The sequence below is a fragment of the Nocardioides sp. genome (assembly GCF_050246775.1).
Lineage (GTDB): Bacteria > Actinomycetota > Actinomycetes > Propionibacteriales > Nocardioidaceae > Nocardioides.
In genome coordinates this window covers 895,169-907,522 of the sequence record NZ_JBFWVK010000002.1, presented here as the reverse complement: position 1 = coordinate 907,522, position 12,354 = coordinate 895,169, and the positions used below count along the sequence as shown (strand labels likewise).

The following is a 12,354-nucleotide window of genomic DNA, read 5'->3' as shown; positions in this document are numbered from 1 at the left end:
GTCGGTATGTCGTGACCCCATGGTCTCGCGAGCACAACCCCGATGGTGTTTCCCACGCGAACCAGTGAGACCTTCCCTCTCCTTGCCTTTGCCTGCAACGGTAGACGAGGACCGACGCGCCTCGCCACGACCAGGCTATTGCGACTGCCCGTCTCCCTCATGGGCAACTGGCGGTGCGACAGGCGCCTTGGATCACAGCCAGCGCGTGAACCACTCACCGCAGGTGGTGGCGACCTCGGCGATCTTGTCGACGTCCTTGTAGAGCCCGAGGTGGCCGCCCTTGGGGACGATCTCGAGTTGCTTCTTGGGGGTCGGTATCTTGTGGAACGCCTCGATCTCGAGTTCCCACATGGTGTGGTCGTCGGCCTCTGCCACCACCATCATCGTCGGGGTGTCGATCAGCCGTTCGACGTGGGGATACACGCTGTAGTGCAGGAGCATGTCGGTCGATGCGACTGTCGCGCGGTTCTCGTAGCGTGGTCCCTGGGTCTCCTTGAGCCAGGCGAACGTGGGTTGACTCGAGGGGAAGGGCCAGGTCACGACCTCTTCCTGGGGTGTCGCCGACCCGTGCGGCATGTACGTGTGCTCGCCCGTGGCATACAGGTGGCGTCGGCTGTCGCTGATCAGCTCGGTCAGCTTGCGGAACCCAATGGTGCCGTGCGCCTGCTTGAGCGTCGGCAGGCCGTCGACGACGGGCACGATCGACACGACTGCACGGATACGCGGATCGATGGCGCCCAGGACCAGCACGTGGCCGCCGCTGTAGGAGATCCCCCATGCGCCCAGGCGCGAGCTGTCGACGTCCTCGCGAGTCTCAAGGTAGCTGATGGCGTTGCGGTAGTCCTCGATCTGGGCCTGCGGATCGAGGTGCTGGCGGGGGGTTCCCGTGCTTCCTCCGAGCCCGCGGTAGTCGAACAGCAGGACGGCCAGCCCGGCCTTGGCGAACGCCTCGGCGTAGATCGGCTGGACTAGCTCCTTCACGTAGCACCATCCACCCGCCATGACGACGACTGGGGGCGGGGAGGACTGTGGTCCCTGGGGCAGGTAGAGGAAGGCTTCGATGTCCTCCCCGGCGCTGCGGAAAGTGATGGTCTGTCTGCTCATGATCTACTTTCGTGAGTGGTAGTGGACTGGCTCTCGAGCGACGCCAGCACGTCGAACCCGACCAGCGCAGAACGTGCGCTCACCCCGGAGAGCAGTCGCAAGACGTGCATCACCTCGTCGGCATTCAAGCCGAGGGCGAGACTGTTGCGGATGTGTACGCGGGTGCCGTCGGCGAACAGGTGCGTGGTGATTGCGTTGACCGCGACCAGCACCAGTTCCCGAGTCCTAGCGTCCAGGGCCTGCCGTTCGGACGGCAGACTCGAGAAGTCCAGGTAGGCACTGAGGAATCGTGGAGCGAGATTCGCCACGGCGTCCCACATCGGGCTCCAGTAACCCCTGCGCAGCTCGAATTCAGAACGAACCAGCTCGCTGGCGGGAGTCGCCTCGGGGGCGACGTGGCCCGCGGCTTCGAGCTCCTCGAGGAGGATCGGGGTGGCCATCGTCGCCGTGTGGACGCCGAGAACGCACGTGAGTTCGACCACCTCCGCCAGCTGCGCCGAGGTGGCGCCCAAACTGATGGCCAGGCGAACGTGCCGTTCGGCTTCGGCGCGGTCGACTCCCGAGCACGTAACGGCGCCCGCGAACAGGATGAGTGCTCGCGTGACCGGAGGCAGGGGCCCGTCCCAAGCAGCAGCAGCCAGATCGGTCAGCCGTCGCGCGAGCTCGCTATCGAGACGTTGGACGTCCGCCCAACCGTCGGCGTCGTCGGGGTGGGCCGGGCTGGTCATCGGACTGCGAGCACGCCGCCGTCGGCGTACAGGGTGGTGCCGTTGACGAAGTCGGACTCGTCGCTGGCGAGGAAGAGGATGCATGCTGCGATGTCTTCGGGGGTCCCTACACGGCCACGGAGGACTCGATTGAGGAGTCGTGCGGTGTGTGCTTCATCCCGCTCGTAGATCTCGCTCTGACCCATGGCGGTCAGCACGGGGCCGGGGCCCACGGCGTTGACGCGGATGTTGTCTGGCGCCAGGGCGACGGCGAGGCCCTTGGTGAGCATCCGAACGGCGCCCTTGCTCGTCGAGTAGTGGATGTGGTGGGCGTTGGCCAGCTCGGCGGCCACCGAGGAGACATTGACGATCGAGCCGCCGCCCTGCTCCCGCATCACTCTGCCAGCGACCTGGGCGCACAGGAACGTGCCCTTTACGTTGACGTCCATGACGAGGTCGAAGTCCTCCTCGGAAAGCTCGAGGGGGTGGGCCGTGCGCGTGATCCCGGCGGCGTTCACCAGGACGTCGCAGCCGCCCAGCCACGCGATCGCCTCGCCCAGAGCTGCTTCGACATCGGACTTCCTAGCGACGTTGGCCACGTAGGGCCGCACCAGGTGCGGCTGGTCGGCCCAGGCCGCGAGGCCCGCCTCGTTGATGTCGACTGCAGCGACCCGGGCACCTTCCTCGAGCATCCGTGCAACCGTGCCCTTGCCGATACCGCTGGCCCCGCCGGTCACGATGACTCGCTTGCCTTGCATCCTGCCCACAGCTGATTCCTCTTCTCGTTGGTGACCTGCGCGGAGGGATAGGTTGCGTCCCGGTCCGACGGACACGGGTTGCCCACCGATCAGTGCGCAGAGTTCTGATGAAGCATCTCCTCGTAGGAGCGGTCAAGCACCTGGGTCACGACCTCACCGGCGCGCAGGCGGTCGGCCATGGCGGTTTCACGGGACATCAGCCACTCGGCCCTAGCGAGAACCTCGTTGACCCGATCTCGTGGGATGACGACCGCGCCGGATCTGTCCGCCACGACCCAGTCCCCCGGGTGGCATGTGCCAGTGCCGATCGGTACCGGGATGTCGGCGGCCAGTTCAACGACACGTCCTCGCGCGCTCGTCGGGACACCGGCGCGGCCGTACACAGGGAAACCCAGGGCGTGGAAGTCGTCGAGGTCGCGGGCGAGTCCATCGATCAGCACGCCTTCGACACCCCTCAACTGCGCGGCCAGTGATAGGAGCCCTCCCCAGCCGGCGGCGTCGTCGCGGCTGCGGTGGGCGATCACGATCACGTCCCCGGCGTCGGCTTCCTCGATCGCTGCGGTGCCAAGGTGCCGCGGGCGAACACCGTCATCGGCTGGGTGTCCAATCAACACAGTTCGAGCCGGTCCCGCAATGCGCACTGCCGGGCCGAGGGGCTGGACATCGGCAACCGCGTGGATGCCCAGCGTGTCGAGGGCGTCGGAGAGGACGGGGGTGTCAAGCACACGCAGGCGTGCAGAGAGAGAGCTCGAGTTCTTCATCGGGACTCCTTCGATACCGCGGGGTTGTCAGGACCGTGTCATAAGTCTAGATTAAATGTCAAATCTAAATCGGAGGTGGGCATTGAGTTCGGCAGAAATCCCTGAACGGGTCGGAGGACTCCGGGAGGTCGATGGTGGGTACCTGCGTCAGGTGATGGGGCAATTCCCTACCGGCGTAACCGTGGTCACCTCGACAGGGGAAGTGGGAGAGCCGCTGGGCATGGCGATCGGTTCGTTCACGTCGGTCTCCCTCGACCCGCCGCTGGTGGCCTTCCTCCCGGCGAAGTCCTCGTCGAGCTGGCCCGCGATGGCGGCCGCCGGTCGGTTCTGCGTGAACGTGCTCGGCGCGAAACAAGAAGACCTGTGCCGCGGCTTCGCTCGCAGCGGGGGGGAGAAGTTCGATGGGGTCAGGTATTCGAGCTCTCCGCTGGGCAACCCCCTGCTCGACGGGGCGGTCGCTTGGCTGGACTGCGCGATCGAGACGGTCCACGAAGCAGGCGACCACCTCATCGTCCTGGGCAGGGTGGTCGATCTGGCTGTCAGTGGCAATGATCTTCCTCTCGTCTTCTTCCGTGGTGGGTACGGAAGGTTCAGCCCGATGTCGATGGCCGCCGTGGAGCCTGCGTTGCTCGACATCATGCGCGGGGTGGACCTGGTCCGCTCCGAGATGGAGACTCTGGCGAGCGATCTCGACACCGAGTGCATCGCGGTTGCCCCGCATGGCGAGTCGCTCATCTTCTTGGCGAGCGCAGGGCAGGGCCGCCGATCCCGTGTCCCGACTCGTGTGGGGCAACGCGTGCCGTTCATCCCGCCTTTCGGGTCGGTCCTGGTGGCCGGCGACGATCGGGCAGAGGCGGACTGGCTCGGCCGCGGGGCAGCGGTTCCCGATGAGCAGGCGGCGTTGCGCCGACTACTGAATGCCGTACGGGTGCGGGGGTACGCCGTCGGTGAGGGGTACGCCGACTACCAGGTTCTCGAACGTCTGCTCGAGGGGCGGGGTGAGGTGGGCAGGGATGCACTGGGGGGCATGGTGTTCGTCGATGCGCAACGTGCCGCCGACGATGAGTTCGAAGTTCGGAACATGTCGTGCGCAATCCGCGGTGCCGATGGCAAGCCGGTCATGCAGTTGACCATCTACGGTCCAGCCACTCCGTGCTCGCCACGTGAGCTCGCGGACCTGGGCGGTCGGCTGATGAAGGCGTGCGCGGTCGCATCGCGTGCACTTGGCCACACATTGTCGTCACAGGTGGGTTGACATTGACTTTTGGTCAAATCGACCGTCACGCTGACCCCATGTCGGGTGAGATCGAGACCACCAAGGTCAGTGACCGAATAGCCGCACGCCTTCGCGACGAGATCGTCGCGGGAAAGCTCAGGCCGGGTGAACGTCTGCGTCTGGTTGCTCTCGCAGATCGGCTCGGCGTCAGCACGACCCCGGTCCGCGAGGCACTCGCAGTGCTCGAGCGCCAAGGCCTCGTCGAAGGCAGGGCTCACCGTGGCTTCCGTGTCAATGAACTGACGCCGCGCGATGTGGCCGACGCCTATGCTCTGTCGGCCTTCATGCAACGCCGTCTGGCGGAGCGGGCGGTCGAACGCCTCTCCGACATGGAGATCAAGCAGATCGAGGAGCTGGACGAGCGGATGAGGGCCGCCAGCGAGCGGGGCGCCGTGGTGGAGGCCAGCGACTTGAACCACGAGATCCATCGTCGGATCGGACTGGCCGGAAATTCCCAGTTCCTGCTCCGTTTTCTCCGTGAGACGACACCCTTCGTCACGCGTCGTCACTGGCCAGACCTCCCGGGCTGGGACGACCAGCGCAAGCAGGGGCACGTGCTCATTCTCCAGGCGCTCCGCGACAGGAATGCGGGGGAGGCGGGTCGACTGATGGAAGAGCACGTTCTGCACTCCGGGGCGCTCGCCGTGCAGTTCGCCTCGGAAGGTGCCGATTCCCCGGAGACCCGCTCGGTCTAAAGCCGCGCCGAGCCGGGTGGGGCACAGGTCAATCGCATCCGGCGCCACCGGGGTTCTGCAGAGCAGAAAGCGGTCGGACCGCCAACGGGCGTTCCGACCCCTTCTGTATCGAGACTTCGATCAGCCGGATGGCGTCCAGGTGGCGAAGCCCATGCCGCATCCTGTGCCTGCCTCCGAGCGGTATGCCGCCACATAGTCGAGCAGGTGGAACTGTTGGTCCTGCAGGCAGCCCGCGGCGATCACCCAGTTTCTGATCTCCGAGGTTCCGAGGATCAGCTCCGACTCCGGAAGGCGGGACAGCGCCTCGACGTCACCAGCACGAATGGCGTCGATGGCAGCCTGGTCAAGCGCCTCGTCCAGCTTGAAGTGAGACAGGCCCCCCGATCCCACCACCAGCACGCGCCGGTCACTCGTGAAGCTCTCGATCGCCTCACGGAGTGCGGACCCCAGCTCCCAGCAACGCCGCACGCGCGGTGCGCTGAGCACGTGGTCGGTGTTGACCATGATCGGGACGATCGGGACCATCCGGTCGACCATGATGCGTCGCTGGACGAAGGTGAAAGCGTGACCCAGCGTGCAGCCGGGAGGCTGGTTGCGGATCTGGGTGATCTCAAAGCCGGCATCGGTGAGCGCCCCCACGAGGTGCAGCGCAAGTTCTGCGTCGACCGCGCGGGTGGCGACCTCGGTGCCGTGGTACGCCCACTCACCCGGCACCTGAGACGGATGCAGCTTGTCCAGGGGACGAGGGATGTCGTCGACCTCGGGACCGCAGTAGACGGCAACGGCAGGGATGACGTCGCCGGTGAACATCTCGTGCTGGTCATCGCCGATGATCACGACGACATCGGGCTCCAACTCGAGGTAGAGCTCGCGAAGCCGCTCGAGCGCCTCCTGGCAGGCTGCATGCGTCTTCCGGAAGGCCGCAACGCCCAGAAGCCCGCTGAGGTCCGGCAGGTCGGGTCGTTCCAGGAGATCCTCGTACCGGAAGACCGGATTGGATCGGTCCCACTCGGCGCGTTGAATCCACACCTCGGGTCCGGTGTTGAGCTGGGGGCTGTGCGACGTCGACAGGCCGCCGATCAGTTGTGTCATGAACGGGTCTCCGTGCTAGCTCGGATGCTCTCGGGGAACCTGAACAACCCCCGGGCATTGCCCTCGAGGATCAGGTGCTTGTCGTGGTCGGAGAGCCACGGGATCTGCTGCTCGATCACCGGGCGAAGGTCGTCGAAGACCCGACCGGTCGCGCTGTCCAACTCAGTCCCGGTGCCGGGCAGTTCGGTTCCGAACAGGCACCGGTCAGTGCCAACGACTTTGAACAGGAGGTCGAGGCCCGTCGCGTTGTAGACACAGGTGTCGAACCAGAGTCTCCGCATGGACTCCTCGAAGCGCTCCGGGTTCTTGTTCTTTACGCGCCACGATTCGAAACGGGCGATCTGATACGGGATCGCTCCTCCACCGTGGCTTACGACGACCTTCAGGTCGGGGAAGCGCTCGAAGACCTCCGACTCGAGCAAGGAGACGACGGCGATGCTCTCCTCGTTGATGAAGTGCAACGTGTACGACTCTCGCAATGACCGGCAAGCCGCCGAGTGGATGAGCATCGGAACGTCGAGCTCGCAGAACCTCTCGTACAGCGGGTACCAGTAGGGATCGCCCATGCCCGGCGGGATCGGCATACCACCCTCGCTGGGATCTGGATTCACGATGAACCCGATGAAGCCGTACTCGTCGACACAGCGCTGCATCTCTGCGATCGCCGTGTCGTGCGGTTCGCCTGTCGCCTGCGGCAGGCCGCCCATGCCGATATGACGATCGGGGAACATCTGGCACGTGCGGGCGATGATGTCGTTCACGTGCCTCGTCCAGTCCACCACGATCGAATGCGGACGCTGGGAGTGCCACGCGTGGAACGGACGGGGCGAGATGACCTGGAGGTCGGTGCCGACCCCGTCGAGGAGGCGTAGGTGCCGCTCGGCGACCTCGCGAAGGCGCTCGTCCGGCACCTTCGGGGCCCCGACGTCGGGGTTGCCGAGGCTGGCTGAGAGCTGAGCCTTGTAGGCGAGTACCTCGGGGGGGAGCGAGACATGGCCGTGGATGTCGATGATCACTGCGGAGCCTTTCTGACACAAGAATATGATCAAATACTATATCTACTTCGTCCGTGCGGCCAAGTGCGAGAGTGGAGCCATGTGAGATTTGGCCAAATTGATTGACTTTTGACCAAGTACGATGGAACTGTGGTCTCGCCCAGATAGGCGCCCGCGTGGAACACGTGGTGGAACGAGGAGGCTTGCATGCTGTCCGCCGAGGAAAACGAGCGACTGGTCCGGGTCGGCCCAGACAGTCCGATGGGTCGGATGCTGCGTCGGTACTGGGTCCCTGCGGTCATTGCGAGCGACCTGCAGATCGGGGGAGCGCCCAAGTCCGTCCGGCTCCTGGGAGAGGACCTGGTCGCCTACCGCGGCAACGACGGAACTGTGGGGTTGCTGGACGCGTACTGCTCCCACCGGGGCGCATCACTAGTGATCGCCCGCAACGAGGACGACTGTGCGTTGCGGTGTCTCTACCACGGCTGGAAGTTCGACGCCACCGGGCGCGTCATCGATATGCCGGCAGAACCCGAGGAGAGCCGGTATGCGGAGCGGATCCGTCAGACGGCGTACCCCACTCGCGAGGCGGGCGGGATGATCTGGGCCTACATGGGGCCGGAGGGCACGATGCCCGCCTTCCCCGCGTGGGACTGGACCGACCACCCCGCCGAGCAGATTCTGGTGCTCAAGGCCGTGGCTGACTGCAACTGGGTCCAGACCCTCGAGGGTGCCATCGACTCCGCACACCAGACCTACCTACACGACAGCAAGTCCCGCCTTGAGCGCGACGAGGCGTACGCCGCTCGCGCTGCAGCACAGGATCTGGATCCGACCGACGGCTTCGACGAGACCGGTCAGACCGTGCGTCCGTGGAACGACGGCCGTCCCAAACTGGAGGTCGAGGACACTGACTACGGCTTCTGGTACGCCGCCGTGCGCAAGCCGATGTTCAAGGAGGACCGATTCAAGAACGTCCGGGTCACCCATTACGTGGCCCCCTGGTACGCCGCCATTCCGTCGCCGGACGGCTGGAGCCAGATCCTGATGCACGTCCCGATCGACGATGAGACAACGGCGTTCTACCACGTCCGGTGCCGCCTAGACGCGCCCTATGACGAACGGACCCGGCGCATCCACCAGGACGCCGCCGGCCTGGTCCCGGGCGTCGACATCGACGCTGACTATCGAAAGTTCGCCACCGCTGCCAATGTGTGGAACCAGGACAGGGTCGAGATGGACAACGACCGATTCTCAGGTATCCGCGGCACGGTCGTCGAGGACCACGCCGTCCAGGAGAGCATGGGCCGGATCCTTGATCGCTCCAAGGAGCACCTCGCCACCAGCGACCTCGCCGTCATTCGCATGCGCCGCCAGCTCCTGCAGTCGCTGCGCGACTTCGAGGACAACGGGACAGCCCCGGTTGGGACCTCCGCCGACGTGCCCTATGGCCGCATCCGGGGTCAGGAGAAGACGATCCCCCTGGAGGACCCGTGGCAGTCCGTGGGTCGGATCCTGGACGACGTCGCGGATTCCCAATGACCACTCCGGGTGTGCTGCACTACTCGGCCGAGTTCGGGGACGAGTCCTCGCTCGCCGCTCTGTTCGACGTCGTACGCGCCTTGCTGGTCGGCGCGATCGAGAACGGCGAAGTCGTCGATGAGCTGGTCGTCGATTCTCGTGTGCATGAGGTCCTGGCCACGACCAAGGCCAAGGAGCTCTCTCGCGGCCGACCGCTCACCGTGCTCGGACTTGCTGTTCGCCCGGTCCGCGCCGAGCTCGCTCCGCCGACACCAGGCCGATGGAGTGAAGCGTGAGCGGGCCTCAGCTCGACGGACAGGAAGCGCCGCCTTGTCAGCTCCTTATCGACGGGCAGTGGGTGGACGCGCTGGCTGGCGCGACACTCGACAGCATCGACCCGGCGACCGGCGATGTCTGGGCGAGGTTCGCGTGCGGTGACGAGTCAGACGTCGATGCCGCCGTCGCTGCTTCCGTGGCCGCGTTCGAGCGCCACGAGTTTGCCGCACCGGATCAACGCGCCCGGTGGTTGTTCCGCCTCGCTGACCTCATGGAGGAGCGCGCGGACTGGCTGGCACTCATCACCACGCGCGACATGGGGATGCCGCTGGTGGGGGCACGGGCGCAGGTGGTCGCCGCCGCGGAACAGTGCCGCTACATCGCCGGTTGGGCGACCAAGATCGAGGGGTCTGTCGTCTATCCGTCGGCTCCGGGCGACTTTCACGCGTACGTCGATCGCCACCCACTCGGCGTTGTGGCGGCCATCGTGCCGTGGAACGCTCCGATCCTGTTGACGATGCTCAAGCTCGCCCCTGCTCTGGCCACCGGCAATGCCATCGTGATCAAGCCCTCCGAGGAGGCCTCGGTGTCGATGCTTGCCCTCGGAGCCCTTGTTCTCGAGGCGGGCGTGCCGGATGGGCTGGTCAACATCGTGACGGGTCTCGGTCCGATCGCCGGCGCGGCGCTAGCCTCCCACCCCGGGGTGGCGAAGGTGACCGTGACTGGCTCGGTCGAGACGGGGCGTCGGATCGTGCAGCTTGCGGGCCAGAGCCTGAAGAGAGTCACGCTGGAGCTCGGGGGAAAGTCTCCTAACATCATCTGTGCCGATGCGGATCTCGACATCGCCGTTCCCGAGTCCGGCCTCGGTGTCTTCGCCTTCTCCGGGCAGCTCTGTGTAGCTGGCACGCGCATCCTCGTGCACCGCAGTCGGTACGACGAGTTCGCCGAACGTCTCGGTGCTTACGCCTCGGCACTGACCGTGGGGCCCGGGACCGATCCGGGCACCCAGATCGGTCCGCTCGTGTCGCAGCGTCAGCTCGAGAGAGCGCGAGGATACGTCGACCGCGCCGTTGCAGCAGATCTGCGCCGGGTGGAGGGCGGCGGTCGCCCCGGCCTCGCCAACATGCGCGGGTTCTACCTCGAGCCCCAGGTTTTCGCCGATGTGCCCAACGGCAGCGAGCTCGGCAGCGAAGAGGTCTTCGGACCGGTGGCGAGTCTCATGACCTTCGACGATGTCGAGGAGGCGGTGCGGATCGCCAACGATTCACCGTTCGGTCTTGCCGCAGGGATCTACTCCAACGACGTCAACGTCGTGCACCGCGTGGCCAGACGTCTGCGTGCGGGGGTGGTCTGGGTCAACGGCTATCTCGCGAGTGATCCTGCCATGCCCTTCGGAGGCACCAAGCTCAGCGGCTACGGCCGGGAGAAGGGCCGCGAGGTGCTTCACGAGTACACCGAGACCAAGGCGGTCTGGATGAGGATCCGATGAAGTCTGCGCCTACCCTTCGCCGCGGTGTCGAAGCCTTTGCCGAACAACTCGTCTCGATCGGCGTACGCCATGTCTTCGGAAACCCCGGCACGACCGAGCAGGCCTTCATCGATCATCTTCAGGACGTCGACGAGCTCGACCTTGTGCTTGCCCTCCACGAGGGTGTCGCTGTCGGCGCCGCCGAGGGCTACGCGCGGGCGTCCGGCGAGCCAGCCTTCGTCCTGCTGCACACGGCAGCGGGACTGGGCAATGCCATGGGCATGCTGGCCAATGCCTCGCTAGGGCAGACCCCGATGGTGGTCTACGTCGGCGACATGCCAAGGTCGGGGCTGTTCCAGGAGCCGACACTGAGTGGACCGATCGTCGCGATGGCGGATTCGGTGGCGCGCTGGGCCCACGAGGTCCGTTGCGCCGACGAGCTACCGCAGGTGCTGCGCCGCGCATTCAAGGTTGCCGCACAGGACCCGCCAGGCCCGGTCGTGCTCAGCATTCCCTGCGATGTCATGGAAGAGCTGACCGCCGCTCCGATCCTGGGAGCCAGCTACATCACCGGTGATCTGTGGCCGGATCCTCAGCTGGTGGCTCAGGCGGCGCGCGCGTTGGGCGGGGCTCAGAGGCCGGCCATCCTGGTGGGGGACGGAATACCGCGAGCTGGGGGTCAGGAGTCGGTTGCCAGGCTCGCCGATCTGGTCGGTGCCCCGGTACACCACGGCTACGTGACGGAAGTCTGCATGCCGCCGAACCACCCGCTCGACGCTGGACCGCTACCCCTCTTCGCACCCGGGCGGGTTAGCCAAGTCCTGTCCCGGTACGACTGCGTCCTGGCCGTGGGGACGGAAGTCCTCAAGCAGGCGTTTCCTGGTGCAGGTCTCCCGCTCCCCGAAGAGACAACGATCATCCACGTGCACACCGATCCGCACGAGCTGTCGAAGAATCAGCCCGCGCTAAACGTCCAGGGCAACCCGCGTGTCGTCGTCGAGCAGTTGGCAGCCGTCCTGTCGCCCACGATCGATTCAGATGTGACGAGCAGGCGGCGTGAGGAGACCGTCGCCCGGTTGGCGGGCGACCGTGAGGCATTCCTGAGAGCCGTCCCGGACGAGAAGACAGCCACGGTCCTCCATCCGGCCCACGTGGCGGCGGCTGTTGCGGAATGCCTGCCCGACCACGCGATCATCGTCGATGAGTCGGTGTCGGCCCAGCCCTGGATTGCTCAGGCTCTCAGCCCAGGTCCGGGCTCCTGGTTCCGCTCGCGCGGCGGCGGGCTGGGCGCGGGGATGTCCATGGCGCCGGGGGTGCAGCTCGCCGTGGGTGATCGGCCCGTGGTGGCGCTCGTGGGCGATGGCTCGGCGATGTACACCCTCACGAGCCTGTGGACGGCGGCGCACCACAGACTGCCAGTGACCTTCGTGATTCTCGACAACGCGGCTTACGCCATGTTGAAGGTGAACGTCGACCAGTACCGCAAAGCCGAAGGTCAGGACGGGGGACGCCCCTACGTGGCGATGGACCTGGTCGATCCCGAGCTCGACTTCGTGTCGCTCGCGCGTGGTCTCGGGGTTGATGCAGTGCGTGTCTGCTCGGCAGCCGAGCTACGCGACGCGCTCACGAGCGCCATCGCGGCTGACGTACCGATCTTGATCGACGTAGTAGTCGGACGGAGCTTGCCGTGAGTGCGGCGGC

General features: G+C 66.0%; 12 protein-coding genes. 6 read left to right on the top strand and 6 right to left on the bottom strand.

The annotated features are described in order from the left end of the window. Positions 1–192: 192 nt before the first annotated feature. The 4 genes from AB7I40_RS14190 to AB7I40_RS14175 all read right to left on the bottom strand — a co-directional run bounded on the left by AB7I40_RS14190 (position 193) and on the right by AB7I40_RS14175 (position 3,330). On the bottom strand, positions 193–1,104 hold the full coding sequence (locus AB7I40_RS14190) for an alpha/beta hydrolase (protein WP_428348062.1): 912 nt from the start codon (positions 1,102–1,104) through the stop codon (positions 193–195). Further along, entirely contained in the window at positions 1,101–1,832 is a 732-nt protein-coding gene (locus AB7I40_RS14185; RefSeq protein ID WP_428348061.1) for a carboxymuconolactone decarboxylase family protein, read from the bottom strand. Before AB7I40_RS14185 ends, AB7I40_RS14190 begins: the two co-directional genes overlap by 4 nt. Beyond that, positions 1,829–2,569 (bottom strand): SDR family NAD(P)-dependent oxidoreductase, encoded by a 741-nt coding sequence (locus AB7I40_RS14180; RefSeq protein WP_428348103.1) that lies wholly within the window; start codon positions 2,567–2,569, stop codon positions 1,829–1,831. Before AB7I40_RS14180 ends, AB7I40_RS14185 begins: the two co-directional genes overlap by 4 nt. A gap of 89 nt (positions 2,570–2,658) precedes the next feature. Beyond that, positions 2,659–3,330 (bottom strand): RraA family protein, encoded by a 672-nt coding sequence (locus AB7I40_RS14175; protein ID WP_428348060.1) that lies wholly within the window; start codon positions 3,328–3,330, stop codon positions 2,659–2,661. Between the two features lie 154 nt (positions 3,331–3,484). On the opposite strand from AB7I40_RS14175, the gene AB7I40_RS14170 reads away from it, so the two are divergent. Together AB7I40_RS14170 and AB7I40_RS14165 are read left to right on the top strand one after the other, a co-directional pair. Beyond that, positions 3,485–4,585: a flavin reductase gene (locus tag AB7I40_RS14170; RefSeq protein ID WP_428348059.1), complete on the top strand. Its 1,101-nt coding sequence runs from the start codon at positions 3,485–3,487 to the stop codon at positions 4,583–4,585. Between the two features lie 38 nt (positions 4,586–4,623). Beyond that, the gene (locus tag AB7I40_RS14165) at positions 4,624–5,301 is read left to right on the top strand and encodes a GntR family transcriptional regulator (protein WP_428348058.1); all 678 of its coding nucleotides are present in this window, start codon (positions 4,624–4,626) and stop codon (positions 5,299–5,301) included. A gap of 120 nt (positions 5,302–5,421) precedes the next feature. Here the strand turns inward: AB7I40_RS14165 and AB7I40_RS14160 are convergent, their stop codons facing one another. Both AB7I40_RS14160 and AB7I40_RS14155 read right to left on the bottom strand, forming a co-directional pair. Further along, complete coding sequence (locus tag AB7I40_RS14160; protein WP_428348057.1) at positions 5,422–6,393, bottom strand: hypothetical protein; 972 nt, start codon at positions 6,391–6,393, stop codon at positions 5,422–5,424. Continuing rightward, entirely contained in the window at positions 6,390–7,409 is a 1,020-nt protein-coding gene (locus tag AB7I40_RS14155) for an amidohydrolase family protein (protein WP_428348056.1), read from the bottom strand. Before AB7I40_RS14155 ends, AB7I40_RS14160 begins: the two co-directional genes overlap by 4 nt. Positions 7,410–7,595: 186 nt before the next feature. On the opposite strand from AB7I40_RS14155, the gene AB7I40_RS14150 reads away from it, so the two are divergent. The 4 genes from AB7I40_RS14150 to AB7I40_RS14135 are packed head-to-tail and all read left to right on the top strand — an operon-like array spanning position 7,596 to position 12,344. Continuing rightward, a complete protein-coding gene (locus tag AB7I40_RS14150) occupies positions 7,596–8,930 on the top strand; it encodes a Rieske 2Fe-2S domain-containing protein (RefSeq protein ID WP_428348055.1) in 1,335 nt (444 codons plus the stop codon). Continuing rightward, positions 8,927–9,205 (top strand): hypothetical protein, encoded by a 279-nt coding sequence (locus AB7I40_RS14145; RefSeq protein WP_428348054.1) that lies wholly within the window; start codon positions 8,927–8,929, stop codon positions 9,203–9,205. Before AB7I40_RS14150 ends, AB7I40_RS14145 begins: the two co-directional genes overlap by 4 nt. Beyond that, entirely contained in the window at positions 9,202–10,674 is a 1,473-nt protein-coding gene (locus tag AB7I40_RS14140) for an aldehyde dehydrogenase family protein (protein ID WP_428348053.1), read from the top strand. Before AB7I40_RS14145 ends, AB7I40_RS14140 begins: the two co-directional genes overlap by 4 nt. Next, the gene (locus AB7I40_RS14135; protein ID WP_428348052.1) at positions 10,671–12,344 is read left to right on the top strand and encodes a thiamine pyrophosphate-binding protein; all 1,674 of its coding nucleotides are present in this window, start codon (positions 10,671–10,673) and stop codon (positions 12,342–12,344) included. Before AB7I40_RS14140 ends, AB7I40_RS14135 begins: the two co-directional genes overlap by 4 nt. Positions 12,345–12,354 lie beyond the last annotated feature (10 nt).

What these genes read in the sequence shown, in the direction of transcription:
- AB7I40_RS14185 (WP_428348061.1), bottom strand. Translation starts at nt 1,832, where the DNA reads ATGACCAGCCCGGCCCACCCCGACGACGCCGACGGTTGGGCGGACGTC.
- AB7I40_RS14135 (WP_428348052.1), top strand. Translation starts at nt 10,671, where the DNA reads ATGAAGTCTGCGCCTACCCTTCGCCGCGGTGTCGAAGCCTTTGCCGAA.
- AB7I40_RS14170 (WP_428348059.1), top strand. Translation starts at nt 3,485, where the DNA reads ATGGGGCAATTCCCTACCGGCGTAACCGTGGTCACCTCGACAGGGGAA.
- AB7I40_RS14165 (WP_428348058.1), top strand. Translation starts at nt 4,624, where the DNA reads ATGTCGGGTGAGATCGAGACCACCAAGGTCAGTGACCGAATAGCCGCA.
- AB7I40_RS14180 (WP_428348103.1), bottom strand. Translation starts at nt 2,569, where the DNA reads ATGCAAGGCAAGCGAGTCATCGTGACCGGCGGGGCCAGCGGTATCGGC.
- AB7I40_RS14160 (WP_428348057.1), bottom strand. Translation starts at nt 6,393, where the DNA reads ATGACACAACTGATCGGCGGCCTGTCGACGTCGCACAGCCCCCAGCTC.
- AB7I40_RS14150 (WP_428348055.1), top strand. Translation starts at nt 7,596, where the DNA reads ATGCTGTCCGCCGAGGAAAACGAGCGACTGGTCCGGGTCGGCCCAGAC.
- AB7I40_RS14145 (WP_428348054.1), top strand. Translation starts at nt 8,927, where the DNA reads ATGACCACTCCGGGTGTGCTGCACTACTCGGCCGAGTTCGGGGACGAG.
- AB7I40_RS14175 (WP_428348060.1), bottom strand. Translation starts at nt 3,330, where the DNA reads ATGAAGAACTCGAGCTCTCTCTCTGCACGCCTGCGTGTGCTTGACACC.
- AB7I40_RS14190 (WP_428348062.1), bottom strand. Translation starts at nt 1,104, where the DNA reads ATGAGCAGACAGACCATCACTTTCCGCAGCGCCGGGGAGGACATCGAA.